Here is a 26,285-nt window from a genome sequence, read left to right on the forward strand (position 1 = left end):
GCCGACACGGAATCGAGGCCGCAGGCCGCCGTGCAGCGCCTGCCCGTCCCGGCGGGCTGGCGCTTTGGCGAGGTCACCTCTCCGATTTGACCTTGAAGGAGCTTGGCTGGAATAAAGTGCGATCCACCAGCGTTGCAGCGCCATCCCACGGGCAGACGCCGCACCGCTTGCGTTCAGGCTTCGAGAGGCCGCTGCATCAGCGCCGCCGCCGCGCCGAGCAACAGGATGCCCGCCGCCGCCAGAAGGCTGACCCCGATATCGCCAAAATAATCCCCAGCGAGGCCAGCACCATAGGGGCCGACGGTTTGGGCGACGGCGAAGACCACTGTGAAGAAGCTGATCGAGGCGCCCCAGTTTTCCGGTGGCAGGTTCTGGCGCGAAAAGCTGGTGACTGCGCCGGGGGGCATGAAAACGCAAAGTCCGAAGATCGTGGCCGAAAGAATAAGCGCGGGTGCGCCCGGGATGAGTACCGGCAGGGCCGAGCCGCTGGCGATGCCGGTGAGCACCAGCGCCAGCGGCACGCCCGACGAGAACCGCGCCAGCACCCGACGCCACACGAACGGCGAGACGAAGATGCAGCTTCCCAGGATCGTCCAGAACAGGGCGATGAAATAGGGGCCGAGCGCCTGTTCCGTCATCCAAGCCGACAGGAACGTGAGATAGACGATATAGCCAAGGCCGAACCCGGCATATCCCGCAAGCTCGCCCAGCATCCGCCCAAGGGGCAGGCGTTGGGCCGGGGCGGTGGTGGCAAGCCTGGGTGGCTGGAGCACACGCGCCGACCAGAGGCCAAGCGGCAGGGCAAGGAGGCTGGCACCGCCGATCAGCAGCCAGCCATAAGGCCAGGCGGCATCGCCATGCACGCCCAGCATGATCGGCAGCGCGGCACCGGCCAGAACGATGCCAAGCCCGCCCCCCGAACCAAAGAGAATCGCAATCGCCAGAGCATTGCGGCGTGGATCGTCGCGAAAAAGCTGCGCGGCCAGCGCGCCGGCGGTGGAAAATGACATGGCGCCGAAAATGCCCGCCAAGATGCGCCAGAGGGTTTGCCACCAGAGCGCGGTGTTCAGCCCGGTAACCAGCAGCGCCAATGTGGTGGTGATCAGCCCGAAAGCAAAGAGCCGCGAGGGGCGCGCGCTTCGGATCAGAACCATGGTCAGCACCGCACCCGCGATATAGCCCAAGGCATTGGCGGTGTTGAGCCACCCGGCCTGGGCATAGTTCCAGTCAAGCTCGGCCTTCATCGCGGGCAAAAGGAAGCCATAGGCGAAACGCGCAAAGCTGTTGGTCACGGTCACGCCCAGCGCAAGGCCCGCAAGCACCAGCCAGGGGCGGGCAGGTCCGGTTGTCATTGGTGTGGCCTTTGAATGCGCATGGCGGTTTGTCTCACGGCGCTTTGGGCGCATCAATCGCTTTGTTCACACGCCCCGCCCGCTTGCATTCGCGGCCCTCTGTCGCTAGCACGAACGCAACCATTATCCGGAGGGTCCGATGGACGATCTGAGACAGAAATACATTGCCAAGATTGCCGAAGCCGGAGACGAGGCCGCGCTGGAAGACCTGCGCGTGCAGGCCGTGGGCAAGAAGGGCGAGATTTCCCTGAAAATGCGCGAATTGGGCAAGATGACGCCCGAGGAACGCCAGGTGATGGGGCCAAAGCTCAATCACTTGAAGGACGAGATCAACTCGGCGCTTGCGGCCAAGAAAGAGGCGCTGGGCGATGTGCTTCTGGATGAGCGGCTACGCAGCGAATGGCTGGACGTGACCCTGCCTGCGCGGGATCGTCGCATGGGCACCATTCACCCGGTCAGCCAGGTGACCGAGGAAGTGACCGCGATTTTTGCCGATATGGGGTTTTCGGTGGCCGAAGGGCCGCGGATTGATACCGATTGGTATAATTTCGATGCGTTGAACATTCCGGGCCACCACCCGGCGCGGGCCGAGATGGACACGTTCTATATGCACCGTGATGAGGGCGACAATCGCCCGCCGCACGTGTTGCGCACCCACACCAGCCCGGTGCAGATCCGCACGATGGAGAAGATCGGCGCGCCGTTGCGCATCATCTGTCCCGGTGGAGTTTATCGCGCCGATTATGACCAGACGCACACGCCGATGTTCCATCAGGTCGAGGGGCTTGCGCTGGACAAGGATATCTCGATGGCCAACCTGAAATGGGTGCTGGAGGAGTTCTTTGCCGCGTTTTTTGAGGTCGATGGCATCAAGACCCGCTTCCGCGCCTCGCATTTCCCGTTTACCGAGCCGTCGGCCGAGGTGGATATTCAATGTTCGTGGGTCGATGGGCAATTGCGCATCGGCGAGGGCGACGATTGGATGGAAGTTCTCGGTTCCGGCATGGTGCATCCCAATGTGTTGAAGGCGGGCGGGATTGACCCCTACGAATATCAGGGCTTTGCCTTTGGCATGGGGATCGACCGGATTGCGATGCTGAAATACGGCATCCCCGATCTGCGCGCGTTCTTTGATTCAGACCTGCGGTGGCTGCGCAACTATGGCTTTGCCAGTTTGGATCAGCCGACGCTGCATGGGGGTTTGAGTCGGTGACGACTGAACGTTCAATTGATGATCTTTTGCGAAAGGTTCAGGCGGCACCGAATGAGTCTCTCGTTGCCTATTCTTATTGCTGGGAAGGGGTATTCCCTAGCGAAGGTCCTGACGAGAAGTGGCTGGGATTACAAGAGAGCGAAGCGTCAACCATGCGAGCTGCGATACGAATGGGGTTACTTACTGCTAGCTCACAGAGTTGGGTCGCCGAATTTCCAGAAGAGCATGTCCCAGACGGTGGTGACTATGTTCTAACTTTGTCTGGGCTAGGCACCGAAAGACTAATCAAATTGAATGAGTCAGTTTTGTTCAAAGCTAAACGGCAAATCGTCGAGAACGTGCCGACAATAATTGTCGCTGTGTTAATTGCTGTAGCTTCATCGTGGTTGCTCAAAATAACGGGTTTAGAAAAATGAAATTCACCCTCTCCTGGCTGAAAGATCACCTCGATACCACCGCGTCGGTGGATGAGATTGCCGAAGCGTTGACCGACCTTGGGCTTGAGGTCGAAGAGATCAGCAATCCGCTGGATAAACTCAGCAGCTTTACCCTCGCCAAAGTCATCAAGGCCGAACAGCACCCGGATGCTGACCGCTTGCGCGTTTGCACCGTGGCGACCGACGAGGGCGAGAAGCAGATCGTTTGCGGTGCGCCCAATGCGCGCGAGGGCATCACGGTCGTTCTGGCCAAGCCGGGCGATTATGTGCCGGGGATTGATACCACGCTGAAGGTCGGCAAAATTCGCGGCGTTGAAAGCCACGGGATGATGGCGTCCGAGCGCGAATTGGAGCTTTCCGACGAGCATGACGGGATTATCGAGCTGCCCGATGGTGAGGTAGGTGAGCGGTTTATTGATTGGCTGGCCACCAATGAGCCCGCGAAAGTTGACCCGGTGATCGACATCGCGATCACGCCGAACCGACAGGATGCCTTGGGCGTGCGCGGCATTGCGCGTGATCTGGCGGCGCGGGGGCTGGGCACGCTCAAACCCGCGAAAGAAGCGCAGGTTGATGGTGAGTATCCCAGTCCGATCAAGGTTAGCATTGACGAAGATGCGCGCGATGGCTGTCTGATCTTTGCCGGGCGGTTGATCCGCAATGTGACCAACGGGCCGAGTCCGCAATGGTTGCAGGATCGGCTGCGCGCGATCGGGTTGCGCCCGATTTCGGCGCTGGTGGATATTACGAACTTCTTCACCTTTGACCAAAACCGCCCGCTGCATGTGTTTGATGCTGACAAGGTGCAGGGGGATCTCAGGATTCATCGTGCCAAGGGGGGCGAAACCCTCGTTGGGCTGGATGAGAAGGAATATACGTTCAGCGACGGGCAGATCGTGATTTCCGATGATGCAGGGATCGAAAGTATCGCCGGGATCATGGGCGGGCTGGCCACGGGTTGCACCGGTGAGACCACCAATGTGTTTCTGGAAGCCGCCGTTTGGGACCATATTCAGATCGCTTACACGGGTCGTGCGCTCAAGATCAATTCGGATGCGCGCTATCGCAATGAGCGCGGGATTGACCCCGAGTTCAACATGCCTGCCGTCGATCTGGCGACGCAGATGATCCTTGATCTCTGCGGTGGTGAGCCGTCGAGCGTTGTGACCGCAGGCGCGGTGCCCGATACGACACGGTCTTACAAGCTTGACCCGGCGCGGGTGATTTCGCTGGTGGGTATGGAAATTCCCGAGAGCGAACAGCGCCAGACGCTGACCAAGCTGGGTTTCAAGCTGGAAGGCAACATGGCGCAGGTGCCAAGCTGGCGCATGGATGTGCAGGGCGAGGCCGATCTGGTGGAAGAGGTGGCGCGGATTGCGTCGCTGACCAAGCTGCAAGGCAAGCCGATGCGGCGCGTTCAAGATGGCGTGCCGCGCCCTGTTCTGACACCGGCGCAGCAACGCCAACAGGCGGCACGGCGGACCTGTGCGGGTCTTGGGTATAATGAGTGTGTTACCTATTCGTTCATTGATCAGGCCAGTGCCGCGCTGTTCGCTGGTGGCAGTGATGCGACGATGCTGGAAAACCCGATCTCATCCGAGATGAGCCATATGCGGCCCGATCTTCTGCCGGGCCTGTTGCAGGCGGCGGCGCGCAATCAGTCGCGCGGGTTCAGCGATTTCGGCTTGTTCGAGGTTGGCCCGGCCTTTCACGGTGGTGAGCCGATGGAAGAGCATATGCAGATTGCCGGCATTCTGGTTGGCCGGACCGGGCCCAAGGACGTGCATGGCGCGTCACGCGCGGTTGATTTGTTTGATGTGAAGGCTGATGCCGAGGCGGTGTTGGCGGCGATCGGCGCGCCCGCCAAGGTGCAGATTTTGCGCGATGGCGCGGCGTGGTGGCATCCGGGGCGTCACGGGCGGATTTGCCTTGGACCCAAGAAGATGCTGGGCGTCTTTGGCGAGTTGCACCCCAAGGTTTTGGCCGCGATGGACGTGAAGGGGCCGGTGATGGCATTTACGATCTGGCCCGAAGAAGTGCCCGCCGCACGCCGCAAAGCCACGGCGCGCCCGGCGTTGCAAGCCAGCGATTTGCAAGCGGTCGAGCGTGATTTCGCCTTTGTCGTGGATAGCGAGGTTGAAGCTCTGACGCTGGTGAATGCCGCAGCGGGCGCCGACAAGGGGTTGATCGAAAACGTGCGCGTGTTTGACGAATTTATCGGCGGATCGCTTGGTGAAGGCAAGAAATCGCTGGCCATTACGGTGCGGTTGCAACCAAGCGACAAGACGCTGAAGGATGCCGATATCGAGGCGGTTTCAGCCAAGATTGTCGAGAAGGTTGGCAAGGCAACGGGCGGCACATTGCGCGGGTGATCGGAGGTAACGCATTGATCATCAGGCGGGCAAAGGTCAGTGATTCAGATGCGCTTGCCGCTTGTATTTCCGCGGCTTATGCCGATGCGCTGGCGCGTGGCGTATCCCTTCCCCCGGTGGCGGAAGGGATCGACGCGGACATACGCGATCAGCTTGTCTGGGTCGCTGAAGATGGTGGAGTTCGCGGCGGTGTTGTCCTTGGGTTGCGCGATGATGTGGCCCATTTGATCAATATTGCCGTTGATCCGTCCTGTGGCGGGCGCGGTATCGGCAGGCGGCTGATCGAAACGGTGCTTGCCGCGGCGCGGGCAGCAGGCGCGAAACGGATGGATCTGGCTACGCATGTGGACATGCCCGAGAATGTCGCGCTCTATACACATCTGGGCTGGCGTGTAACCAGGCGTCACGAAAACAAGGTTTTGATGTCGCGGGATCTCGTTTGACAGCGACGGACAGGACGCTGGGGCGAGCCCTCACAGCAGGTTTGAAAATGGGAGCGTTTCTATGACACTCAAAGTATATCTGAGCGGTGAAATCCACACCGATTGGCGTGAGCAGATTGTTGCGGGGGCCGAAGGGTTGGACGTGGAATTTAGCGCGCCGGTGACAGACCACGCGGCCAGCGACGATTGCGGCGTGGCCATTTTGGGCGCGGAAGAGAACAAGTTCTGGCATGACCACAAGGGCGCACAGATGAACGCCATTCGCACCCGCAAGGGGATTGCGGACGCAGACGTGGTCGTGGTGCGTTTTGGCGAAAAATACCGCCAATGGAACGCGGCGTTTGATGCAGGCTATGCAGCGGCGCTGGGCAAATCACTGATCGTGTTGCAGATGGCTGAGCATGATCATGCGCTGAAGGAAGTCGATGCAGCCGCGCTGGCCGTGGCGCGCGAACCTGCGCAGGTGGTTGAAATCCTGCGCTATGTCTTGACCGGGTCTTTGCCGGGGTAGAGGGCGCGCAAGCGCGCACCCTGCAATTGATCAGTCGCGCGGCGGGATGTTGAGCCCGCGTTTGACCGCCGGGCGCGCGACGAAACGGTCGAGATAGGCATCGACGTTTTTGAAGCTGTCGAAATCAACCGCATCGGTTGCTTCATAGAAATCGAGCGCGCGCAGCCAGGGCGCGATGGCGATATCGGCGATGGAGTATTCGCCCATGATCCATTCCTTGCCTGCCAGAGCGCCATCGAGCACGCCGAGTAGGCGTTTGGTCTCGCCCAAGTAACGCTCAACCGGGCGTTTGTCTTCGATGGCGGACCCGGCGAATTTATAGAAAAACCCGAGCTGGCCGAACATCGGGCCGACGCCGCCCATCTGAAACATCAGCCATTGAATTGTTTGATAGCGTTTGGCGGGGTCGTCGGACAGGAATTGGCCGGTTTTCTCGGCGAGGTAAATCAGGATCGCACCGGATTCAAACAGCGCCAAAGGCTTGCCGCCGGGGCCATTGGGGTCGATGATCGCGGGGATCTTGTTATTCGGGTTGAGCGCGAGAAATTCCGGGCTTTTCACATCGGCATCCGAAAGCGTGACCTTGTGTGCTTCATAAGGCAGGCCGGTCTCTTCCAGCATGATGGCGGCTTTTACGCCATTGGGCGTGGGAAACGAATAGAGCTGAAGCACCGAAGGGTCGGCGGCAGGCCAGCGGGAATTGATCGGATGATCGGTGAGTTTGGTCATGAGAACCTCCTGGGTCTTGTGAGCGAAAATACCCAATTTTCCCCTTAAGAACAGGCCCATATCGCCGGATTTATGATATGTTAACGGCAGGACCGGACAGCGCGAACGGCTGATAACCGGCTGGTTTCAAGAGTGAGGGGCACAATGCTTAAGGAATTCAAAGACTTCATCGCCAAGGGCAATGTCATGGACATGGCCGTTGGTATCATCATCGGGGCGGCGTTTACGGCGATTGTCGCCTCGCTGGTTGCTGATCTGATCAACCCGTTTATTGGTTTGTTCCTTGGCGGGATCGACTTTACCAACATGTATGTCGTTTTGAGCGGCGAAGTACCCGAAGGCGCCAGCCTTGAAGCGGCGCGTGAAAGCGGTGCGGCGGTGTTCGCCTATGGCTCGTTCATCATGGCAATCATCAACTTCCTGATCATTGCCTTCGTGGTGTTCATGCTGGTGCGCTATGTCAACAAGGTCAAAGACGCGGCGTCCAAGCCGGAAGCGCCCGTAGAGGAAGCGCCCGCAGGGCCGACCGAGATTGAGCTGTTGGCCGAGATCCGTGACGCTCTGGCCAAGAAGTAAGTTCTAAACTAGACAATGGAATGCTCCGCCGGGTGATTGGCGGGGCATTTTTCTTTTGAAAGGCCGGGCAACGCATCGGCAGCGGGCAGTGTAAGGAAGCATTCTGATGCAGGATATATTCGATATGGCGGCGGGCTATGCGCCCTTGGTGATCAGCGCCGTGAAGGCGTTGGTTGTTCTCATTCTTGGGTGGATGATTGCGGGGTTTGTGGGCCGCATGGTGCGCAACCGCGTGAATGCCAATCCGAGGATCGATCAGACGATTGGCAATTTCGCAGCCAGCATGGTGCGCTGGGTTATCCTTTTGATGGTGCTGGTTGCGGTGCTGGGGCTTTTCGGCATTCAGGCAACAAGCCTTGTGGCGGTTCTGGGTGCCGCGACGCTGGCCATCGGGATGGCGTTGCAAGGCACGCTGAGCGATCTGGCGGCGGGGTTCATGCTGATCCTGTTTCGGCCCTATAAGCTGGGCGATTATGTCGATATCGCGGGCACGTCAGGGACGGTGAAAGACATCAACCTGTTTTTCACCGAATTGGCGACGCCCGATAATATCCAGATCATCGTGCCGAACGGGCAATCCTGGGGCGCGATCATCCGTAACTTCTCGCATCATGACACGCGGCGTGTGGATGTGACCTATGGCATTGATTATGGCGATGATATCGAGGCGGCCAAGGCTGTGATCCTGAGCCAGGTGGCGGCGGACAGCCGGGTTCTGGGTGATCCCGAGCCATGGGTCAGGGTGACCAACCTGGGCGACAGTTCGGTTGATCTGACGCTGCGCGTGTGGTGTGTGGCCGCAGATTTCTGGGATGTGAAATTTCACCTGACGCAGGCGGTGAAAGAGGCGTTTGACGCCAACGGCATTTCGATTCCCTATCCGCATAGCGTGGAAATTCATAAAGAAGGTTGAAGCCACCTGCGCAAGGCCGATTGAGGCGATTTGCGCGGCTGTTTTTGACGAGGCGGTGTGCTAAACTCGGGCGTGATTGTCGCGCCCGGCGTTTTGTCGTGAAGCGCGACGCAGGACCGAGAAGGGACGCCCAATGTTGCGCCAGCTAATTGCCACTGTTTTGATGATCTGTTTCGCCATTGCGGCGGGGGCAGAGACGCGGATGGTGAACAGCCCTGGGGATGGGTATCTCAACCTGCGCACGGGGCCAGGCAGCGAGTATCAGATTGTCCAACGCATGGGGCATGGCAGCCGGGTTGATGTGCTGGAAACCAAGGGCAGTTGGAGCCGGGTGCGCCAACAGGCAAACGGCGCAGAAGGCTGGGCTTTTCGCAAATATCTGGTGCCGGAAAAAGCCCGCAGCGTAAAGCGGACCGTTTACTCGCCAGGCGATGGATTTCTCAACATGCGGACCGGACCTGGCAGTGAGTTTAAGATCATGCGGCGGATGTATCATGGTGATCAGGTCGATATTCTTGAGCGCAAGGGCAGTTGGGTGCGGGTGTACCATCCCCGGACTGGCGCCAAGGGTTGGGCCTTTGAGAAATATTTGCGTAAATGAGATTGGCAACACCGCCCCAATACACCCGGTATGTTTCTGGCGAAATGAAGCGATGCGGTGGATTTTGGGTTTGACAGGAGCGGCGCACCCGGATAATCGGGCCTGCGTGTGAATGGCGTGGTAGCTCAGCTGGTTAGAGCACAGCACTCATAATGCTGGGGTCGGCGGTTCAAGTCCGCCCCACGCTACCATTCACCTCCTGCCAGAAATGAGCGTAACGTCATTGGGGCCGCAGGCTTGCCTTTTTGCGGCGTGGCGCGGAAAACTGCATTTCGGGTCAAGAAGCGTTTCGATCTGTTGCCGCTGAATGGCGAAATATCGAACCGCCCGACACGATTGAAAGTTGCACACCATTTGAGTTCAAGTTGAAGTTCAACTCAAAACCGAAACGCTTTGGGGAGGCGAGCATGGCTGAGGCACGTGAGATTCTGTGGCAACCGAGCAAGGAGCGGGCCGAGGCGACCTGGCTTGCGAAGTTCATGCGTTGGCTTGAGGCCGAGCGCGGATTGCACTTTGAGGATTATCACGCACTTTGGCAGTGGTCGGTAAGCGATCTTGAGGGTTTCTGGACCGCGATAATCGGGTTTTTCGACCTTCCTGTGAGCGGCTGGAGCGAGGTTTTGCCCGAGCGCAAGATGCCGGGCGCGGATTGGTTTCCCGGTGCCACGACCAATTTTGCACATCAGGTGCTACGCCACGCTGACGAGCGGCCTGATGACATCGCGCTGGTGCTGCAATCGGAGACCTTTGGCCGGGTCGAGATGAGCTGGAGCGAGCTTGCGGCGAAGGTCGGGGCGGCGCAGGCGGGCTTGCGCGCGATGGGGGTGGAGAAGGGCGACCGCGTGGTTGCCATTCTGCCGAACTCGCCGGAGGCGTTGATCGCGTTTCTGGCCACGGTGGGCATGGGGGCCGTCTGGTCGCTTTGTGCGCCGGATATGGGGCATGTGGCGATCTCCGACCGGTTTCGGCAGATCGAACCAAAGGTTCTGATTGCGCAGGATGGATATGTGCATGCCGGCAAGGTGATCGACCGGCGCGGGCTGCTTGAGGAAATCACGGCGGATTTGCCGAGTGTTAAGCATAAGGTGATGGTGACGACGCAGGGCGAGGCCGCCGAGGGTTGGCTTGGCTGGGAGGCGTTTGTGGCGAACAAGGCAGCGCCCGAGGTGCTCGACGTCGAATTTTCGCATCCGATCTGGATTGTCTATTCCTCGGGAACCACGGGAAATCCGAAGCCGATCGTGCATGGTCATGGCGGCGTTCTTTTGGAAGGGGCGAAGCAAACGCTGCATCAGGATCTGGGGCCTGAAAGCCGGTATTGCTGGATGACTTCGTCAGGCTGGATCATGTGGAATTCGCAATGGAGCGCGTTGTCGCGCGGTGCGATGGTGGCGCTGTTTGACGGCGCGCCGAATTATCCCGACATGCTGGAAGTCTGGCGTTTCGTGGCGCGCGAAAAGCTGACGTATTTCGGTGCGGGGGCGGCGTTTTACATGGGCTGCGAAAAGGCCGGTATTCGCCCTGGTGCTGAGTTGGACCTGTCCAACCTTACCGGGTTGGGCTCGACCGGGTCGCCGCTTTCTCAGGAGGGTTATGACTGGATTTACCGCGAGGTGAAGCGCGATCTGTGGCTCGCACCGATTTCGGGCGGCACCGATCTGGCCGGGGCGTTTGTGGTCGGCAATCCGATGATGCCGGTGCGCGCGGGCGAGATGCAGTGCCGCGCGCTGGGCAATGCGGTGCGCGCGTTTGACGAGGCGGGCAACGAGCTGATCGGAGCGGTGGGCGAATTGGTCTGCACCGAGCCGCTGCCGTCGATGCCGCTCAAATTCTGGGGCGATGATGACGGGTCGCGGTTGTTCGAGAGCTATTTTGATACCTATCCGGGTGTCTGGCGGCACGGCGACTGGATCGAGTTCACGCCCGAGGGCGGTTCAATCATCTATGGACGCTCGGACGCGACGATAAACCGGCGCGGTTTGCGGCTGGGATCAAGCGAGATTTACCGCGCGGTCGAGGCGTTGGACGAGGTGCTGGATTCGCTGGTCATCGATCTGGAGTTTCTGGGGCGCGAAAGCTTCATGCCGTTGTTTGTGGTGATGCGCGAAGGGATCGCGCTTGATGATGCGATGAAGGCCAAGATCAACGGCGCGATCCGGGCGTCGGTGTCGGCGCGGTTCTTGCCTGATGAGATTGTGCAGGTCGCCGAGGTGCCACGCACGCTGTCGGGCAAGAAGCTGGAAGTGCCGGTGAAAAAGTTGCTGCTTGGCGGCGATCCCGACACGGTGGTCAACCGCGATTCGATGGCCAATCCGGCAAGCTTTGACGTGTTCGTGGAGTATGCCAAGGCGCGGGGCTGAGCCTGCCGCGCTCAGATTGCGTTGGCGCTGACCCCGAGCGCTATGGCGACGAAGAAACAGACCGACGCGGTCAGCACAAAGCCGTGCCAGATCGCGTTGGCGAACTTCAGGTTTTCCCAGATGTGGAAGACGACGCCGATCGTGTAGAGCAAGCCGCCCGCCGCAATCAGGATCAGGGCGCTGACGGGCAGAACCGAAAACAGCGACCCGGCCAGCAACACCGAAAGCCAGCCCATGATCAGGTAGAGCGCGACGCCGTTGCGGCCCGGTTTCTTCCAGAACCAGAACTTGCGGATCATCCCGAAGGCCGCCAGTGCCCAGACTACGGCGAGCACCAGATAGGATGACAGCGAGCCGATCATGAAGACCAGCGGTGTATAGGTGCCCGCGATTTTCAGGTAAATCGCCGCGTGGTCGATGCGCCGGAAGGTCGGGCGCAGGTTTTCCCAAGGGGTGAAGTGGTAGATTGCCGAGGCGATGAATGTCGCGATCAGGGTCAGGCCATAGATTGATAGCGCGACGGTCTGCCCGCCGCTGACATTACCAAAGGCCCAGATAATCAACCACACCGCCCCGGTAAGTGCGCCGGTAACGCCCAACACATGCATGGCAGCATCTGCGATCCGTTCGGATCGGGCATAGGCGGGATAGTCAGACTCAATATGTGTCATGGGCAGAGACTAACGCGTCATCGCATATTCGCACAGCCCCCTTGCAGGCAGGGCGCGGAGAAATGCCCACTGACCTAGCGTAAACCGACAGAAGGCCGCGGCACCCGCGAGAATGGGCACCGCGGGTCGATTGCAGATCGGCTATTTAATCATCAGTTGGGGCGAAACAACATCAATTCCCAGAGCCTTGCCGACCGCGTAATAGGTCAGCTTGCCAGCATGGACGTTAAGACCGTTGAGCAGATTCGGATCATCAGCGCAGGCCTGTTTCCAACCCTTGTCAGCCAGCGCCAGCATGAAGGGCATGGTGGCATTGCCAAGCGCGATGGTCGAGGTGCGCGCCACCGCGCCGGGCATGTTGGCGACACAGTAGTGCACGACGCCATCAACCTCATAGATCGGTTCGGCGTGGGTGGTGGCGCGGGAGGTTTCAAAGCAACCGCCCTGATCAATTGCGACATCGACAAGCACGGAGCCGGGTTTCATCTCGGAAAGTTGGGCGCGGCTGATCAATGTGGGCGCGGCGGCGCCGGGGATCAAAACAGCGCCGATGATCATGTCCATGCGCGGCAAGAGTTCGGCCAGCGCACCCTGATCGGAATATTGCGTGGTCAGGCGGCCCATGAACACGTCATCAAGATAGGAGAGGCGTGGCACCGAACGATCAAGCACCGTGACATTGGCCCCCATGCCCACGGCCACCCGCGCCGCAGCCGTGCCGACAACGCCGCCGCCGATGATGGCCACATTGCCGGGGCGCACGCCGGGCACGCCGCCCAACAGAACGCCGCTGCCGCCATTGGCCTTTTGCAACGCCCATGCGCCGCTCTGGGGGGCAAGCCGCCCGGCGACTTCCGACATCGGCGCCAGAAGCGGCAAGCCGCCGCGCGCATCCGTTACGGTCTCATAGGCAATCGCGGTGCAGCCGCTGTTCAGCAGGTCGCGGGTCTGATCGGGATCGGGGGCGAGATGAAGGTAGGTAAACAACACCTGGCCCTCGCGCAGCATCTTGCGCTCGATGGCTTGGGGTTCTTTCACCTTTACGATCATGTCGGCGATGGCAAAGATTTCCTCGGCGGTGGCGAGGATATGCGCCCCGGCCTCGATATAAGCGGTATCGTCGAATCCGGCACCCAACCCGGCGCCGCTCTCGACGATGACCTCATGGCCGTGGGCCACGGCTTCGCGGGCAGCGTTGGGGGTTATCCCGACGCGGAATTCCTGGGGTTTGATTTCCTTGGGGCAGCCGATCTTCATTGTCGCGTCCTCCTCGATCGCGGTAAGAATGCCTGACAGGATGTCGCATCTGGCGTGCAAACGAAACTGGTTCTTTGGCGTGTGGGGTGGACATTTTAGAAGAATCTTCGATATTCAGGCCGAAACATCGAAGAGGTTTGCGTAAATGCAGCTCGACACTATAGATCGCCGTATTCTGAATGTGCTTCAGCGCAAGGGGCGGATTTCGAATTCCGACCTGAGCGAGGCGATCAATCTGAGCCCAAGTGCGTGCCATCGCCGGGTGCAGCGGTTGGAAAAGGACGGGTTCATCCGCGATTACGTAGCGCTTCTGGATGCGCGCCGACTTGGCATGCCGACCACCGTGTTTGTCGAGATCACCTTGCAGGCTCAGGCCGATGAGGTGCTTGACGCCTTCGAGAAAGCGGTGGCGCGAATACCCGATGTTCTGGAATGCCATCTGATGGCGGGCACGGCGGACTACCTTCTAAAGGTGGTGGCCGAAAACACCGAGGATTTCGCGCGCATTCACCGTCAACATCTGGCGCGCCTGCCCGGTGTGGCGCAGATGCAATCAAGCTTTGCCCTGCGCACCGTGTTCAAGACGACGGCGCTGCCGGTGTGACCCGAAGTTCTGAAAAAGTTGAGGAAAATGCACCAAGGTACGATGGGTCTGGATTAACCGCTGCTTAGAAGTCCGCTGTCTAGGCTGGCCCGGTTTCCGGGGGCCATCATGTTTCATGAATTCGATTGTTTTTCCGAGGATGTACGGATTGCCACGGCAATGGGCGGCGTACGCGCGGGCGATATCTGGGAAGGCGATCTTGTGCAGACGCTGGACGCTGGGCCGCAGCCGGTGATGCGGGTCGCGCGGCGTATCATGTCGGGGCATGGTGAAAATGCGCCGGTTCTGTTTGCGCCGGGAGCGATTGGTAATCATTCGCCGTTGAAATTGTCGCGGCAGCATCGGGTGCTGATCCGCTCGGCTCTGGCTGAATTGATGTTCGACGCGGCCGAGGTTTTGGTGTCGGCCGAAGCGTTGATCAATGGCGAAGATATTTGCCTGATGCCCTGTGCACAGATTGCTTATGTGCATCTGGAGCTGCAACAGCATCAGGTGTTGATCGCCGAAGGGGCGCATTGCGAAAGTCACTTGCCGGGCAGCATGACAGAGGGTCGGGTCGGCCTTGCGCGGGGGCCAGTGAGACGGACCTGCCGCGCCGTGCGCCCGATACTCAGCTATTGTGAGGCGGTGGCGCTTGTGGGTGCCCGCCCGCCGCATGCCTCCGATCTGTCGGCGCTTATGATGCCAGGCTGATCCCTTGTCATTCCAGACGTGGGTCGATGAGGCATTTACCACCGCGCTGTGGCCGTTAGACTTGCGGTCAAAGGCAAGCGGGAGCCATGCATGGAATGGGATCACATTATCGTTGGAGCAGGCAGTGCGGGCTGTGTGATGGCCAAGCGGCTGTCTGAGGCGGGGCGCAAGGTTCTGCTGCTCGAAGCCGGCGGGCGCGACAGTTATCATTGGGTGCATATCCCGGTGGGCTATCTCTATTGCATCGGCAATCCGCGCACCGACTGGATGTTTCGCACCGCAGAAGAATCGGGCTTGAACGGCCGTTCGCTGATCTATCCGCGTGGCAAGGTTTTGGGCGGGTGTTCGTCGATCAACGGTATGCTCTATCTGCGGGGCCAAGCGGCGGACTATGATGGCTGGCGGCAAATGGGGCTGACCGGCTGGGGCTGGGACGATGTGCTGGAGATGTTCAAGAAGTCCGAGGATTATGTCGAAGGCGCCAGCGACATGCACGGCGCGGGCGGCGAATGGCGGGTGGAAAACCAACGCCTGCATTGGAAGGTTCTGGACGATTGGCAGGAGGCCGCCAAGCAATGGGGCTTGAAAGAGACGCGCGATTTCAACACCGGCGATAATGAGGGCGTCGGCTATTTCCGGGTAAATCAGAGAAATGGCTGGCGGATGAACACGGCCAAGGCATTTCTGCGCACGGCAACGGGCGCGCATCTCAAGGTCGAAACCAAGGCCCATACCCGCCGGATTCTGATCGAAGGGGGGCGGGCCGTTGGTGTTGAATATGAGCAGAATGGCAAAGTGAAAACCGCGCGCTGTGGCGGCGACGTGGTGCTGAGCGCCGGGGCAATCGGGTCGCCCCAGATCTTGCAGCTTTCGGGCATCGGGCCGGGGGCGTTGTTACAGCGTCACGGTATTGATGTCGTGCACGAGCAAGATCAGGTGGGTGCGAACCTGCAAGATCATTTGCAGCTCAGATGCGCGTGGCGGCTGCGTGATGCGGTGACGCTCAACACGCTGTCGGCGACGCTTTGGGGCAAGGCGAAGATCGGGATGGAATATGCCGCACGCCGCACCGGGCCGATGTCGATGGCACCAAGCCAGCTGGGCGCGTTTTCACGCAGTTCCGAACGGGTGGAAACCGCTGATCTGGAGTATCATGTGCAACCCTTGTCTCTGGAGGCGTTTGGGCAGCCATTACATGATTTCCCGGCGATCACCGCCAGCGTTTGCAACCTGCGCCCCGAAAGCCGTGGCGTGGTGGAAATCACCTCCTCCGATCCAAAGGCGCCGCCGCGCATCGCGCCGAATTATCTGAGCACCGAGGGCGACCGCGCCGTGGCTATTGCCGCCATCCGTCAAAGCCGCGCAATCATGGCGCAGAGCGCGATGGCGAAATATGCGCCCGAAGAGATCAAGCCCGGCCCGGAATTTCAAACCGATGCCGAGGTGGCACAAGCTGCTGGTGATGTCGGCACCACCATCTTTCACCCCACATGCACCGTGCGCATGGGCGCGGATGACGCCGCTCCGCTTGATGCGCAACTGCGCTTTCGTGGGGTGGCGGGCCTGCGCGTGGTCGATGCCAGCGTGATGCCCAAGATCACCAGCGGCAACACCAACGCGCCGACCATCATGATCGCGGAAAAGGCAGCCGTGATGATGTTGGAGGAAACGCGCGGCTGATTTAGGGTTGGGTGGATTGCGTTCGAGCATGTAGCCTTTGGCCAAGAGGCCACGACCTGACAAGAAGGAAATTCCCATGCCTTTCCTCGAAATCCGCGGTGCCAAGCTGCACTATACCGACACTGGAAGCGGCGATGAGACAATCGTGTTTTCTCATGGTCTGTTGATGAGCGGCAAGATGTTCGCGGACCAGATTGAAGCGCTCAAAAGCCGCTATCGCTGTATTGCGTTCGATCATCGCGGACAGGGGCAAAGCTCGGTCAGCGAGTCGGGATATGACATGGATGATCTGGCTGACGACGCCCGCGCGTTGATCGAGGAATTGGGCGTTGGGCCGTGCCATTTTGCCGGGCTTTCGATGGGCGGTTTCGTTGGAATGCGGCTGGCCGCGCGCCACCCTGAAATCATCAAATCCCTCACCATCATTGACAGCTCGGCCGAACCCGAACCCGAGGAAAACCATGGCCGTTATGGTAAGTTGAATTTCGTTGCCCGTTGGTTTGGCTTGGGGCTGGTGGCCGGAAAGGTCATGCCGATCATGTTTGGCAAAAGCTTCCTGAGCGATCCGACCAAGGCGGAAGCGCGTAAATATTGGAAAGCCCAGATTGCCAGCGGCGATCGTTTGGGGATCACGCGGGCGGTCAAGGGTGTGATTGTGCGCAAGGGTATTTTGGACGAGATTGGCGCGATCAAATGCCCGACGCTTGTTCTGGTCGGGGATGAGGATGTGGCGACCGTGCCGGATAAATCACGGCGCATTCAAGGCGCTGTGCCCGGCGCGGAACTTGTGATCATTCCGGACGCCGGGCATTCCTCGACCATTGAACAGCCCGAGCGCGTTACCGCTGCGCTCGGTGCATTTCTGGATCGTGTGAACGGGGCCTAAACCTCCGTTCTCAGCTTTCTTCGTCGGTGCCGATCTTGTCCCATGTCTGGGTGTCGAAATCACCGGCATCGTGACGCTCGCGCAGCTGGGTTTTTGGCTCACCAAAGGCGCGATTGACCATGCGGCCCCGGCTGACCGGGGTGCGCGCGTCAAGCTCCTGTGCCCAGCGCTGGACGTTCTTGTAGCTTGCAACGTCAAGGAATTCACCAGCCTCATAGAGCCGCCCAAGGGCGAGTTGCCCATACCAGGACCAGTTGGCCATATCGGCGATGGTGTAATCCTTGCCCGCAAGGAACTGATTGCCAGCGAGGCGTTGATCCAGCACGTCGAGTTGGCGTTTTACCTCCATGGTGAAGCGATCAATCGGGTATTGCCACTTTTCCGGCGCATAGGCGTAGAAATGGCCGAAACCGCCGCCAAGATAAGGCGCGCTGCCGATCTGCCAGAACAGCCAGCTGAGCATTTCCGGGCGATCCTCGCCAAGGAACTGGCCGAATTTTTCGGCCAGATAAAGCATGATCGCGCCAGATTCAAAAACCCGCGTCGGGCTTTTGGTGGAATGATCCATCAATGCAGGGATTTTGGAGTTCGGGTTTACCGCGACGAACCCGGACGAGAATTGATCGCCGTCCATGATGTTGATGATCCAGGCGTCGTATTCTGCCTCTTCGATCCCGAGCGCGAGAAGCTCCTCGAACAGAACGGTCACCTTCACGCCGTTGGGCGTGGCCAGCGAATAGAGCTGGTGGGGATGTTTGCCGACGGGCAGTTCCTTGTCATGGGTCGCGCCCGAAACCGGGCGGTTGATGCTGGCAAAGCGTCCGCCGGATTCGGCCTCGTGTTTCCAGACTTTGGGCGGTGTATAGGTATCAGACATTGCGCGTCTCCTGAATTGCGTGGTTGGGCGAATAAAGACATGAGTGCGCAGGAGAAGAAAGGGGGCGCGCGAAACCGTGATCGCGCCGTCGGGTTGCACGGGGGGTAAAGGCGGCGCACATCTTTGCCCCAAGACAAAAACAAACCCCCGGGGCAGGGCCGCGGGGGTCGTCATTGCTTCGTCTCTGAAGAGAAAAGGGCTGCTTAGAGCATTCCTTCGCGTTGCAATTTTTTACGAGCCAGCTTGCGGGCCCGGCGAATCGCTTCGGCTTTCTCGCGCGCTTTCTTCTCAGACGGCTTCTCGAAATGCTGCTTGAGCTTCATTTCACGGAATACGCCTTCGCGCTGGAGTTTTTTCTTCAGGGCACGGAGCGCCTGATCAACGTTATTATCGCGAACAGATACCTGCATGTGGTTGTCACCACCTTTCTAGGTTGAAGTTGCAAGATTGCAGGAAGCCGCCATATAGCAACCCGGCCCCAGTTTGTCTAGTGTATGGGCAAAGGAGTCGCCCTTATGACCGATACCAAAGAAAAGCTGCTTGATGCTGCGTTGGCTCACGTGCCCTTTGATGGCTGGAGTGATGCCGCGTTTCAGGCGGCGATTGATGAAACCGGGGTCGCGCCGGGCCTGGCGCGGGGGCTTTTCCCGCGCGGTGCGGTCGATATGGCTGTGGCCTATCACAGGCGCGGCGATGCACGGATGGTCGAGCGGTTGAAGCAGGCCGACCTCGGTTCCATGCGGTTTCGCGACCGCATCGCGGCGGCGGTGCGTTATCGGCTTGAGGCGGTGGAGGATGCAGAGCTGGTGCGCCGGGGCATGACACTTTTTGCATTGCCGCAATATGCGCCTGACGGTGCGCGTCTGATCTGGGAAACCTGTGATCAGATATGGAGCACACTGGGCGACGAGAGTGATGATATCAACTGGTACACCAAGCGCGCCACGCTGAGCGGGGTCTATTCCTCGACGGTGCTATATTGGCTGGGTGATCAGAGCGAAGGCCACGAGGCGACATGGGCATTTCTTGATCGGCGGATCGAGGATGTGATGCGGTTCGAGACCTTCAAAGCCAATGTTCGTAAGAATGAGGCGCTTTCAAAGGTGCTGAAAGGGCCGCTTGATTTGCTGGGCCGGATTCGTGCGCCGAAATCAAGAGATGATATGCCAGGTCGCTGGCGAGGTTAGGAGACAGAAATGAGCGAAATGATGCGGGCGGTGGAAATCACCGCGCCGGGCGGGCCGGAGGTGTTGAAACTTTGCGAGCGGCCGCGGCCCAAGGCAGGACATGGCGATGTTGTCATCAAGGTGGCCTATGCCGGGGTGAACCGCCCCGATGCGCTGCAACGCGCCGGGGCCTATGCGCCGCCGCCCACAGCCAGCGATCTGCCGGGGCTTGAGGCGTCGGGCGAGATTGTCGAGATCGGTGCAGGCGTTACCGATTGGGCGGTGGGTGACAAGGTTTGCGCGTTGCTGCCCGGTGGCGGGTATGCCGAATATGTCGCCACTCCGGCGGCGCATTGCCTGCCGATTCCTAAGGATATGGGGATGCGCGAGGCGGCTTGTTTGCCCGAGAATTATTTCACCGTCTGGACCAATGTGTTCATGCGCGGTGGCCTGAAAGCGGGCGAGCGGTTTTTGGTGCATGGCGGCAGTTCGGGAATTGGCACGACGGCTATTCAGCTTGCCCGGCATTTCGGCGCACGGGTATTTGCCACCGCCGGATCGGACGAAAAATGCAAGGTTTGCTCCGATCTGGGGGCAGAGCGGGCTATTAATTATAAGACCGAGGATTTTGTTGAAATCCTGCAAGCGGAAGGTGGGGCCAATCTTATCCTTGATATGGTGGGCGGCGATTACATTCCGCGCAACGTCAAGACGTTGGCCAATGATGGGCGGTTGGTGCAGATTGCTTTCCTGTCCGGGCCCAAAGTCGAATTGAACTTTGCGCAAGTAATGGCGCGACGTTTAACGATTACCGGCAGCACGCTGCGTCCACAAAGCGATTTGGCCAAGGCGCGGATTGCCGAGGCATTGCGCGCCAAGGTCTGGCCGCTTCTTGATAATGGAACCATCGCTCCCGTGATGGATAGCGAGTTCCCTCTGGAAGAGGCCGCCGCATCCCATGCGCGGATTGAAAGCTCCGGGCATGTGGGTAAGATTGTTCTGAAGGTAAACTGATAAAAGGCGCGTGAGAAAACGTGCATGGCTGAGGTAAGTGAAAATGGCAAAGACGGTAATTATCGAAGAATTCGGCGGACCCGAAGTTCTGAAGCTGGTTGATCGCGACGTGGGCGATCCGGGTGCGGGGGAAGTGCGCATTCGGCACGAAGCCGTTGGGCTGAACTTTATAGACATCTATCAGCGCACCGGACTTTACCCCAATGATCTGCCGCTTGCGCTGGGCATGGAAGGCGCGGGCGTGATCGAGGCGGTGGGTGAGGGCGTCAGCCATCTCAAAGCCGGGGACCGCGCCGCCTATGCTTCGGTTCCGCCGGGGGCGTATTGCGAAGAACGGGTGATGCCTGCTGGCGCGGTGATGAAGCTTCCAGACGCGATTGATTTCGATACCGCCGCCGCGATGATGCTTCAGGGGCTGACCGTGGATTACCTGTTTCACCGCACCACGCCGATCGCGCGGGGCGATACCGTGTTGTTGCATGCTGCCGCCGGAGGCGTCGGGCTGATTGCTTGCCAATGGGCGCGCGCGATGGGTGTGAATTTGATCGGCACGGCCGGAACGGATGAAAAATGCGCGCTGGCGCTGGAACATGGTGCGCAACATTGCATCAATTACCGGACCGAAGATTTTGCCGCGAAAGTTCGCGAACTGACCGACGGAAAAGGCGTCGATGTGGTGATGGATTCAGTGGGCGCAGATACGTTTGAAGGCTCGCTTGATTGCCTCAAACCGCTCGGCATGATGATCTCTTTTGGTAATGCCTCGGGTCCGGTTCCGCCATTCAATCTGGGCGTTCTTGCGCAGAAGGGATCGCTCAAGATTACGCGGCCAACTTTGTTCGCCCATATTGCCGATCATGACGTCTGTTTGGAAATGGCCGGGCGGTTGTTCGATCATGTTCAAAGCGGCGCTGTGAAAATCCAAATTGGCCAGCGATTTGCACTGAGTGATGTGCGTGCGGCGCATGAAGCGCTGGAATCTCGCGTTACAACGGGCTCGACAATCTTGGAAATCTGACACCTATCTGACGCTTAATAGCGCCGTTTTACGCCCAATACTGCTATGAAACTCGGCAATATTCTGCCGTGAGCGTATTTTGCGTGAATTTTCTTGCATTGTACTCCCCGCAATAAGAAAAATAGGAGTGCAAAGTCATTAAACATCACATAGTCGGTTCACTTTATTGACTCAGACTGGAGAGCAACACGTGCCCAAACAGGCAAAAATTTCCATGGCAACACTCAATGCCATGTCATTGAACGAACTTACGTCACTCGAAAAAAAGGTGGCGAAAGCCATCGCGAAATTCGAAGATCGAGAGAAAAAGAAGGCTCTGTCTGCCTTGAAGGCCGAAGCGCGAAAAATGGGGTTTTCGCTCTCTGAATTGACTGGGGCCGAGATAGACGAAGGCACGCTGGGAAAGCCCCGCAGCACGGTGCCTCCGAAATATGCAAACCCCGCGGATAAGACGCAAACCTGGACAGGCCGAGGCCGCCGCCCGGCGTGGGTTCGCGAAGCGTTGGAAGCGGGCAAGTCGCTCGACGATCTGGCGATCTGAATTAGGGCGTTTCCACTTAAACCTGGGACAGGGTTAAGCGCAAACGCAGCGCAACATATCCATCTTGAGGGCGTTTCGAGATAAACTCGTGATTCAAGTTTATCTCGAAACGCTTTAGATTTCAGCGGATCGGATCGAAAAACGCGTCCTCCATTGAGCAATCCTGCGCCGTGTCGCGCCCGCAAGGTACTGGCACCAGGCTCTTGGACAGGCAAATCCGCACCTCTTGAATGCGCCCGGCCTTGCAGGTGATGGTGATCATCTCCGGCTTGAGCCGGGCGTTTTCTTTCAGGAAGGCTTGTTCAACGATTTTCGCAGGCAGTTTTACCGGCCTTTGCAGTTTGCGAAAAACGGCTGGGCGCTGAATGCTCTTATAGGCTTTGCGTGACAAGTCAAAGTAGTCTTGCGCCGATAGCCCGCTGCAAACCCCGTGCTTTTTCCATTGATACCACGCCAGACCCGGTGTTCCCATGATATCAGCCATTTCGCGGGTCATGGTGCGGTTGGGTTGGCGTGCGGTGGTCGCGCAGAATGACGGCCAGCCGCGGTGATATTGCGGCCAGAGCCCATGCAGCGTCCAGCCGAAATCATGGCGCGGATCGCATTGCGGCGAACGCCTTGCGTCGCCCTCGATCGCACACCAGTTTGGCGACCAGGAAAGCGCCATGACGTAATAGTCAAATTTCCCGGATGGCTCTGCGTCGGCGCGGGCAAAACTGGCCAAGGCAATAAGACCTGCTGTGATCAGGTGCCGCATTCACTCTTTCCTTCTTTATCTTGTCGCACTATATAGCGCGCAAGTTCCCCGACAATGGTAACCCGCCCCGGACGCTCCGAGGCCGCCCCAGCCAGGGCACGGGAAAGCTGTATCCGGGTATTATGCGAACCGATAGGAGTGACAAGAAGATGTCCGACAAACCGCTCATGTCCAAGGCCACCGCTGTCTGGCTGGTCGACAACACCACGATCAGCTTCAAGCAGATTGCCGATTTTTGCGGACTGCACGAGCTGGAAGTGCAGGGCATCGCCGATGGTGATGTTGCCGCTGGCGTGAAAGGGTTCGACCCGATCGCAAACAACCAGCTGACGCAGGAAGATATCGACAAGGCCGAGGCAGATCCCTTGGTCCGGCTCAAGCTCAAGTTCAACCCGGCGTCCGTGGGTGAAGAAAAGCGCCGTGGGCCGCGTTACACGCCTCTGTCCAAGCGTCAGGACCGTCCGGCGTCAATTTTGTGGCTGGTCAAGTTTCACCCTGAATTGGCCGATGCGCAGATTTCCAAGCTGGTCGGGACGACCAAGCCGACGATTCAGGCTATTCGCGAGCGCACCCACTGGAATATTTCCAACATTCAGCCGATCGACCCGGTCGCGCTGGGTCTGTGCAAACAGTCCGAGCTTGACGCCGCCGTGCAAAAAGCAGCCGCCAAGAAGGCGCGCGATGGCGTGGTGATGAGCGATGATGAGCGTCGCAAACTTGTCAGCACCGAAACGTCGCTGGGCATGGACGCCGAGCCGAAGATTCCGACGGCAATCGAAGGATTGGAAACGTTCTCGCTGGGCGGTTCTGAAGATAGCGACGACGACGACGAGAAAAAAGACGACGAGTATGATGCAGAAACGCTCTTCAATTTGCCTTCGGGTGACGAAGACGAACAGCCCTGAGCAAGGGTTTCGCACTGTCCCGGTATCGTTCCGGGGCAGGCGCGCCGATCAGGGCTGAGCCGCTGCAAATCTGGCAGCGTGCCGCCCGGCCCAGGCGCCGGTCGACAGGCAGGCGGTCAGCAGATAACCGCCCGTCGGGGCCTCCCAATCCAGCATTTCACCAGCGGCGAAGAGCCCTGGCCGATCGCGCAGCATCAGCGTCTCGTCGAGCGCTTCAAAGCGCAGGCCCCCGGCGGTTGAAATCGCCTCATCCATCGGGCGCGGGCCAAGATGGGGCACCGGCAACGATTTGATCAGCGCCGCCGGATCGGCGGGCAGTGGGCGGGCAAACTCCATCAGCAACGCTTGTTTTGCCGGCGAAAGCCGGAGGGTTTTACGCAGGGCATTGCCGAGGCTTTCCTTGCGGCGACGACGCGACAGGCGAGAGCGGATTTCGTCCTCGCTCAGATCAGGCAGCAGATCGAGCTTCAGTGCGGCACCGTCGCGCACCGCCTTGGAAACAGCATAGATACCGCTCCCTTCCAGACCGCGCGCCGAGATTACGAATTCACCCTTGATCCTTATGTCGCCCGCGAGCAGCCCGACGTTCTTTACCGGGGCGCCGAAATGGCGCGCCATATGCGCCGACCAATCCATGCGAAACCCGATATTGGCGGGCTGGAAGGGCGTTAGCTCTGTCGCGGCGAACTGATCGGCCCAGACCCCATCGGAACCAAGACGCGCCCAACTGGCACCACCACAGGCCAGAACGGTCACACGCGGCGCAAGGCTTTGTGGCCCTCGCGGGGTGTCGAACGTCGCGCCGCCGCTCCAGCGCCAGCGCGTGTTGAGCGTAACCCCAAGCCCATCGAGCCGCCGCAGCCAGGCGCGCAGCAGGGGGGACGCCTTCATCGCCTGCGGGAACACGCGACCCGACGAGCCGGTAAAGACGCTCTGCTCCAACCCCTCGGCCCATTCCTTCACCTCAATCGGCCCGAAGGCTTCAAGCATCGGGCGCAGACTTCCCGTCGCCTCGCCATAGGCATTGAGGAAGACCTCAAACGGTTCATCCTTGGTCAGGTTCAGGCCTGATTTCCCGGCCATCAAGAGCTTGCGTGCGGGTGAGGGTTTGGCTTCGGCAACGGTGACCTTGCGCCCGGCGCGCGCCAGCACTTCTGCTGCCATCAATCCGGCGGGGCCAGCGCCGATGACCAGCGCATCGCTCATGTCTTGGTTCTGGGTTTGGCAGGCTTCTTTGGTGCGCCAGCGAGCTGCGGAAACCCGCCACCCTTCAGCTCGATCACGCGATGCGGATAGGGAATTTCGATATCGTGCTCCTTGAGCGCGTTCCAGATCGCAAACAGCACTTCTGGCGTGAACTTGTTGCGCCCGTCATCGATGCCGTTGACCCAGAATTCGACGCAGAAATCGACGCCGCTGTCGCCGAAGCCACGCAATTCGCAATCCGGGCCGTCGGGATCTTGCAATACGAAATCGAGTTTGGCGACCGCCGTCTCGATAATCTCGGGCACGCGGTTGATGTCGGTGTCATAGCTGACCGAGAAGGGCGCCTCGTAGCGATTGGCCGAGCCGCTATCGGAATAATTAACCACCCGTGTGGTGATGAAATGTTCGTTGGGCACGACGATCCAACGGCCATCAAAGCTTTCAAGAATGGTGGCGCGGGCGGTCATCTTGACGATGGTGCCGGCCTCGCCGCCGTCAAGCTCGACATAATCGCCCACGGTGGCCTGCCCTTCCAGCAGCAGGATCACGCCCGAGATGAAGTTCGACGCAATCTGTTGCAGGCCAAAACCGATGCCGACACCGATTGCACCACCGAGCACCGCCAGCGAAGTGAGCGAGATGCCCATGATGTTCATCAAGAGCAGGAAGGCGACACCGAAAATCACCACCTCGGCGGCCTTTTGCGCCAATGTGCGTGTGGCCGGGCGCATCTCGGCCTGAGCGCTGATATAGGCGGCGGATTGATCGTTCGACCAGCGCCCGAACCAGAACAGGATCGAGCCGGCAATCAGACCGCGCACCAGCGCCATGACCGAAAACGAGATGTTGCCAAGCTCGATGATTGTCTCGGAGAGTTTGGTGTTGACGAATTCGAGGATGCCGACCGCATAGAGCGCCATGATCGGGATCAGCACATAGCGGCCCAGCAGTTTGAGAAAGCCGTCGGAAATGATTTCGTTGACGAGGATGCGCGCGGCAAGAAGCAGGAAAACCCGCTTGCCAAAGGCGATCACCGCGCCGGAGCCGAACAGCGAACGGGTGACACTTTCGCCGATGCCGGTGAGGACATAGGCCAGGAGCGGCAGCAGCAACGGCAGGAAGAGCATCACGAACTGGCGGGAAGTGACGATGATGTTGCTCTGGCCCACGGGTGGCGTGAGCAGTTTGGTCAAGGACGGTTTCAGGCGTTTGGTGATCAGGAGCGCGGCAATATAGGCGACAATCAGCAGAGCGAGTTGCGACCAGGCGGCGGGTGAGAGCAGCCAGCCCTTGGCGAATTCCCAACCTTGTTCAGCGTAGGCCAATGCCTGTTGGACGATTTCTGACTGGCCTTCCATGGCGTGCGTCTCTCCTTAAAATACGGGCCTCATGCATTGCCGATTGAGGTCGCCAAGACAAGGGTCTCGATTGACGGTTGGGGGATGTCAGAGCTCCAATTGCTTGCGCAATCCGAGCGGGCGGGGGGCCAGCCCCCCGCACCAC

General features: G+C 59.4%; 27 protein-coding genes and 1 tRNA gene. 19 read left to right on the forward strand and 9 right to left on the reverse strand.

The window, feature by feature from the left end; all coding sequences use genetic code 11:
• Window positions 1-173: 173 nt before the first annotated feature.
• On the reverse strand, window positions 174-1,352 hold the full coding sequence (locus tag LZG00_00705) for a YbfB/YjiJ family MFS transporter (GenBank protein MCF3592515.1): 1,179 nt from the start codon (window positions 1,350-1,352) through the stop codon (window positions 174-176).
• 139 nt (window positions 1,353-1,491) lie between these two features.
• Here LZG00_00705 and pheS point away from each other — a divergent pair, with 139 nt between their 5' ends.
• The 5 genes from pheS to LZG00_00730 all read left to right on the forward strand — a co-directional run bounded on the left by pheS (window position 1,492) and on the right by LZG00_00730 (window position 6,328).
• Window positions 1,492-2,565 carry a phenylalanine--tRNA ligase subunit alpha gene (gene pheS / locus LZG00_00710; GenBank protein MCF3592516.1) on the forward strand — a complete coding sequence of 358 codons (1,074 nt, stop codon included), beginning with the start codon at window positions 1,492-1,494 and terminating at the stop codon, window positions 2,563-2,565.
• Complete coding sequence (locus tag LZG00_00715) at window positions 2,562-2,981, forward strand: hypothetical protein (GenBank protein ID MCF3592517.1); 420 nt, start codon at window positions 2,562-2,564, stop codon at window positions 2,979-2,981. The genes pheS and LZG00_00715 overlap by 4 nt, the downstream gene beginning before the upstream one ends.
• Window positions 2,978-5,374 (forward strand): phenylalanine--tRNA ligase subunit beta, encoded by a 2,397-nt coding sequence (pheT, locus tag LZG00_00720; GenBank protein MCF3592518.1) that lies wholly within the window; start codon window positions 2,978-2,980, stop codon window positions 5,372-5,374. The genes LZG00_00715 and pheT overlap by 4 nt, the downstream gene beginning before the upstream one ends.
• Before the next feature lie 14 nt (window positions 5,375-5,388).
• Window positions 5,389-5,817 (forward strand): GNAT family N-acetyltransferase, encoded by a 429-nt coding sequence (locus tag LZG00_00725; GenBank protein MCF3592519.1) that lies wholly within the window; start codon window positions 5,389-5,391, stop codon window positions 5,815-5,817.
• Window positions 5,818-5,878: 61 nt separating this feature from the next.
• Complete coding sequence (locus LZG00_00730) at window positions 5,879-6,328, forward strand: YtoQ family protein (protein MCF3592520.1); 450 nt, start codon at window positions 5,879-5,881, stop codon at window positions 6,326-6,328.
• Window positions 6,329-6,358: 30 nt separating this feature from the next.
• Here LZG00_00730 and LZG00_00735 read toward each other — a convergent pair whose 3' ends face one another.
• Complete coding sequence (locus tag LZG00_00735) at window positions 6,359-7,057, reverse strand: glutathione S-transferase N-terminal domain-containing protein (GenBank protein MCF3592521.1); 699 nt, start codon at window positions 7,055-7,057, stop codon at window positions 6,359-6,361.
• 144 nt (window positions 7,058-7,201) lie between these two features.
• On the opposite strand from LZG00_00735, the gene mscL reads away from it, so the two are divergent.
• The 5 genes from mscL to LZG00_00760 all read left to right on the forward strand — a co-directional run bounded on the left by mscL (window position 7,202) and on the right by LZG00_00760 (window position 11,507).
• Window positions 7,202-7,633, forward strand: a complete 432-nt coding sequence (mscL, locus tag LZG00_00740; protein MCF3592522.1) for a large conductance mechanosensitive channel protein MscL — start codon at window positions 7,202-7,204, stop codon at window positions 7,631-7,633.
• A 106-nt stretch (window positions 7,634-7,739) separates the two neighbouring features.
• Window positions 7,740-8,546 carry a mechanosensitive ion channel gene (locus tag LZG00_00745; GenBank protein MCF3592523.1) on the forward strand — a complete coding sequence of 269 codons (807 nt, stop codon included), beginning with the start codon at window positions 7,740-7,742 and terminating at the stop codon, window positions 8,544-8,546.
• A 133-nt stretch (window positions 8,547-8,679) separates the two neighbouring features.
• Window positions 8,680-9,147, forward strand: a complete 468-nt coding sequence (locus tag LZG00_00750; protein MCF3592524.1) for an SH3 domain-containing protein — start codon at window positions 8,680-8,682, stop codon at window positions 9,145-9,147.
• A 114-nt stretch (window positions 9,148-9,261) separates the two neighbouring features.
• Window positions 9,262-9,338: transfer RNA gene (locus LZG00_00755), tRNA-Met, on the forward strand.
• Window positions 9,339-9,554: 216 nt separating this feature from the next.
• Entirely contained in the window at window positions 9,555-11,507 is a 1,953-nt protein-coding gene (locus LZG00_00760) for an acetoacetate--CoA ligase (protein ID MCF3592525.1), read from the forward strand.
• 11 nt (window positions 11,508-11,518) lie between these two features.
• On the opposite strand, the gene LZG00_00765 is transcribed toward LZG00_00760, so the two are convergent.
• Together LZG00_00765 and ald are read right to left on the reverse strand one after the other, a co-directional pair.
• Window positions 11,519-12,178 (reverse strand): hemolysin III family protein, encoded by a 660-nt coding sequence (locus LZG00_00765; protein ID MCF3592526.1) that lies wholly within the window; start codon window positions 12,176-12,178, stop codon window positions 11,519-11,521.
• A 141-nt stretch (window positions 12,179-12,319) separates the two neighbouring features.
• On the reverse strand, window positions 12,320-13,435 hold the full coding sequence (gene ald / locus LZG00_00770) for an alanine dehydrogenase (GenBank protein ID MCF3592527.1): 1,116 nt from the start codon (window positions 13,433-13,435) through the stop codon (window positions 12,320-12,322).
• Window positions 13,436-13,580: 145 nt separating this feature from the next.
• Here ald and LZG00_00775 point away from each other — a divergent pair, with 145 nt between their 5' ends.
• The 4 genes from LZG00_00775 to LZG00_00790 all read left to right on the forward strand — a co-directional run bounded on the left by LZG00_00775 (window position 13,581) and on the right by LZG00_00790 (window position 17,298).
• Window positions 13,581-14,039 (forward strand): Lrp/AsnC family transcriptional regulator, encoded by a 459-nt coding sequence (locus LZG00_00775; GenBank protein ID MCF3592528.1) that lies wholly within the window; start codon window positions 13,581-13,583, stop codon window positions 14,037-14,039.
• A 108-nt stretch (window positions 14,040-14,147) separates the two neighbouring features.
• Complete coding sequence (locus LZG00_00780) at window positions 14,148-14,732, forward strand: Hint domain-containing protein (protein MCF3592529.1); 585 nt, start codon at window positions 14,148-14,150, stop codon at window positions 14,730-14,732.
• Between the two features lie 90 nt (window positions 14,733-14,822).
• Window positions 14,823-16,412: a GMC family oxidoreductase N-terminal domain-containing protein gene (locus LZG00_00785; protein MCF3592530.1), complete on the forward strand. Its 1,590-nt coding sequence runs from the start codon at window positions 14,823-14,825 to the stop codon at window positions 16,410-16,412.
• Between the two features lie 76 nt (window positions 16,413-16,488).
• Window positions 16,489-17,298, forward strand: coding sequence for an alpha/beta hydrolase (locus tag LZG00_00790; GenBank protein ID MCF3592531.1), 810 nt, complete (start codon window positions 16,489-16,491; stop codon window positions 17,296-17,298).
• A gap of 10 nt (window positions 17,299-17,308) precedes the next feature.
• On the opposite strand, the gene yghU is transcribed toward LZG00_00790, so the two are convergent.
• Window positions 17,309-18,175 carry a glutathione-dependent disulfide-bond oxidoreductase gene (gene yghU, locus LZG00_00795; protein MCF3592532.1) on the reverse strand — a complete coding sequence of 289 codons (867 nt, stop codon included), beginning with the start codon at window positions 18,173-18,175 and terminating at the stop codon, window positions 17,309-17,311.
• A 203-nt stretch (window positions 18,176-18,378) separates the two neighbouring features.
• Window positions 18,379-18,585, reverse strand: coding sequence for a 30S ribosomal protein S21 (gene rpsU, locus LZG00_00800; GenBank protein ID MCF3592533.1), 207 nt, complete (start codon window positions 18,583-18,585; stop codon window positions 18,379-18,381).
• A gap of 105 nt (window positions 18,586-18,690) precedes the next feature.
• Between rpsU and LZG00_00805 the strand changes: the two genes are divergently transcribed.
• The 4 genes from LZG00_00805 to LZG00_00820 all read left to right on the forward strand — a co-directional run bounded on the left by LZG00_00805 (window position 18,691) and on the right by LZG00_00820 (window position 21,914).
• Entirely contained in the window at window positions 18,691-19,362 is a 672-nt protein-coding gene (locus LZG00_00805) for a COQ9 family protein (GenBank protein ID MCF3592534.1), read from the forward strand.
• Between the two features lie 9 nt (window positions 19,363-19,371).
• Window positions 19,372-20,355 (forward strand): NAD(P)H-quinone oxidoreductase, encoded by a 984-nt coding sequence (locus LZG00_00810; GenBank protein ID MCF3592535.1) that lies wholly within the window; start codon window positions 19,372-19,374, stop codon window positions 20,353-20,355.
• A 43-nt stretch (window positions 20,356-20,398) separates the two neighbouring features.
• On the forward strand, window positions 20,399-21,373 hold the full coding sequence (locus LZG00_00815; protein MCF3592536.1) for a quinone oxidoreductase: 975 nt from the start codon (window positions 20,399-20,401) through the stop codon (window positions 21,371-21,373).
• Between the two features lie 214 nt (window positions 21,374-21,587).
• The gene (locus LZG00_00820; protein MCF3592537.1) at window positions 21,588-21,914 is read left to right on the forward strand and encodes an H-NS histone family protein; all 327 of its coding nucleotides are present in this window, start codon (window positions 21,588-21,590) and stop codon (window positions 21,912-21,914) included.
• 121 nt (window positions 21,915-22,035) lie between these two features.
• Here the strand turns inward: LZG00_00820 and LZG00_00825 are convergent, their stop codons facing one another.
• Window positions 22,036-22,671, reverse strand: coding sequence for a ribonuclease T2 (locus LZG00_00825; GenBank protein ID MCF3592538.1), 636 nt, complete (start codon window positions 22,669-22,671; stop codon window positions 22,036-22,038).
• A 149-nt stretch (window positions 22,672-22,820) separates the two neighbouring features.
• Here LZG00_00825 and LZG00_00830 point away from each other — a divergent pair, with 149 nt between their 5' ends.
• Window positions 22,821-23,576 (forward strand): DUF1013 domain-containing protein, encoded by a 756-nt coding sequence (locus tag LZG00_00830; GenBank protein ID MCF3592539.1) that lies wholly within the window; start codon window positions 22,821-22,823, stop codon window positions 23,574-23,576.
• 48 nt (window positions 23,577-23,624) lie between these two features.
• Here the strand turns inward: LZG00_00830 and LZG00_00835 are convergent, their stop codons facing one another.
• Both LZG00_00835 and LZG00_00840 read right to left on the reverse strand, forming a co-directional pair.
• Window positions 23,625-24,782 (reverse strand): TIGR03862 family flavoprotein, encoded by a 1,158-nt coding sequence (locus LZG00_00835; protein MCF3592540.1) that lies wholly within the window; start codon window positions 24,780-24,782, stop codon window positions 23,625-23,627.
• Complete coding sequence (locus tag LZG00_00840; protein ID MCF3592541.1) at window positions 24,779-26,140, reverse strand: mechanosensitive ion channel; 1,362 nt, start codon at window positions 26,138-26,140, stop codon at window positions 24,779-24,781. The genes LZG00_00835 and LZG00_00840 overlap by 4 nt, the downstream gene beginning before the upstream one ends.
• Window positions 26,141-26,285: the final 145 nt, after the last annotated feature.

The sequence above is a fragment of the Rhodobacteraceae bacterium LMO-JJ12 genome (assembly GCA_021555075.1).
In the GTDB taxonomy this organism is placed as follows: Bacteria; Pseudomonadota; Alphaproteobacteria; order Rhodobacterales; family Rhodobacteraceae; genus JAKGBX01.

Bases quoted from the DNA above. Each gene is read 5' to 3' on its own strand.
- LZG00_00705 (MCF3592515.1), bottom strand. From the start codon at position 1,352: ATGACAACCGGACCTGCCCGCCCCTGGCTGGTGCTTGCGGGCCTTGCG.
- pheS (MCF3592516.1), top strand. From the start codon at position 1,492: ATGGACGATCTGAGACAGAAATACATTGCCAAGATTGCCGAAGCCGGA.
- pheT (MCF3592518.1), top strand. From the start codon at position 2,978: ATGAAATTCACCCTCTCCTGGCTGAAAGATCACCTCGATACCACCGCG.
- LZG00_00730 (MCF3592520.1), top strand. From the start codon at position 5,879: ATGACACTCAAAGTATATCTGAGCGGTGAAATCCACACCGATTGGCGT.
- LZG00_00735 (MCF3592521.1), bottom strand. From the start codon at position 7,057: ATGACCAAACTCACCGATCATCCGATCAATTCCCGCTGGCCTGCCGCC.
- mscL (MCF3592522.1), top strand. From the start codon at position 7,202: ATGCTTAAGGAATTCAAAGACTTCATCGCCAAGGGCAATGTCATGGAC.
- LZG00_00745 (MCF3592523.1), top strand. From the start codon at position 7,740: ATGCAGGATATATTCGATATGGCGGCGGGCTATGCGCCCTTGGTGATC.
- LZG00_00750 (MCF3592524.1), top strand. From the start codon at position 8,680: ATGTTGCGCCAGCTAATTGCCACTGTTTTGATGATCTGTTTCGCCATT.
- LZG00_00760 (MCF3592525.1), top strand. From the start codon at position 9,555: ATGGCTGAGGCACGTGAGATTCTGTGGCAACCGAGCAAGGAGCGGGCC.
- LZG00_00765 (MCF3592526.1), bottom strand. From the start codon at position 12,178: ATGACACATATTGAGTCTGACTATCCCGCCTATGCCCGATCCGAACGG.
- ald (MCF3592527.1), bottom strand. From the start codon at position 13,435: ATGAAGATCGGCTGCCCCAAGGAAATCAAACCCCAGGAATTCCGCGTC.
- LZG00_00775 (MCF3592528.1), top strand. From the start codon at position 13,581: ATGCAGCTCGACACTATAGATCGCCGTATTCTGAATGTGCTTCAGCGC.
- LZG00_00780 (MCF3592529.1), top strand. From the start codon at position 14,148: ATGTTTCATGAATTCGATTGTTTTTCCGAGGATGTACGGATTGCCACG.
- LZG00_00785 (MCF3592530.1), top strand. From the start codon at position 14,823: ATGGAATGGGATCACATTATCGTTGGAGCAGGCAGTGCGGGCTGTGTG.
- LZG00_00790 (MCF3592531.1), top strand. From the start codon at position 16,489: ATGCCTTTCCTCGAAATCCGCGGTGCCAAGCTGCACTATACCGACACT.
- yghU (MCF3592532.1), bottom strand. From the start codon at position 18,175: ATGTCTGATACCTATACACCGCCCAAAGTCTGGAAACACGAGGCCGAA.
- rpsU (MCF3592533.1), bottom strand. From the start codon at position 18,585: ATGCAGGTATCTGTTCGCGATAATAACGTTGATCAGGCGCTCCGTGCC.
- LZG00_00805 (MCF3592534.1), top strand. From the start codon at position 18,691: ATGACCGATACCAAAGAAAAGCTGCTTGATGCTGCGTTGGCTCACGTG.
- LZG00_00810 (MCF3592535.1), top strand. From the start codon at position 19,372: ATGAGCGAAATGATGCGGGCGGTGGAAATCACCGCGCCGGGCGGGCCG.
- LZG00_00815 (MCF3592536.1), top strand. From the start codon at position 20,399: ATGGCAAAGACGGTAATTATCGAAGAATTCGGCGGACCCGAAGTTCTG.
- LZG00_00820 (MCF3592537.1), top strand. From the start codon at position 21,588: ATGGCAACACTCAATGCCATGTCATTGAACGAACTTACGTCACTCGAA.
- LZG00_00825 (MCF3592538.1), bottom strand. From the start codon at position 22,671: ATGCGGCACCTGATCACAGCAGGTCTTATTGCCTTGGCCAGTTTTGCC.
- LZG00_00830 (MCF3592539.1), top strand. From the start codon at position 22,821: ATGTCCGACAAACCGCTCATGTCCAAGGCCACCGCTGTCTGGCTGGTC.
- LZG00_00835 (MCF3592540.1), bottom strand. From the start codon at position 24,782: ATGAGCGATGCGCTGGTCATCGGCGCTGGCCCCGCCGGATTGATGGCA.
- LZG00_00840 (MCF3592541.1), bottom strand. From the start codon at position 26,140: ATGGAAGGCCAGTCAGAAATCGTCCAACAGGCATTGGCCTACGCTGAA.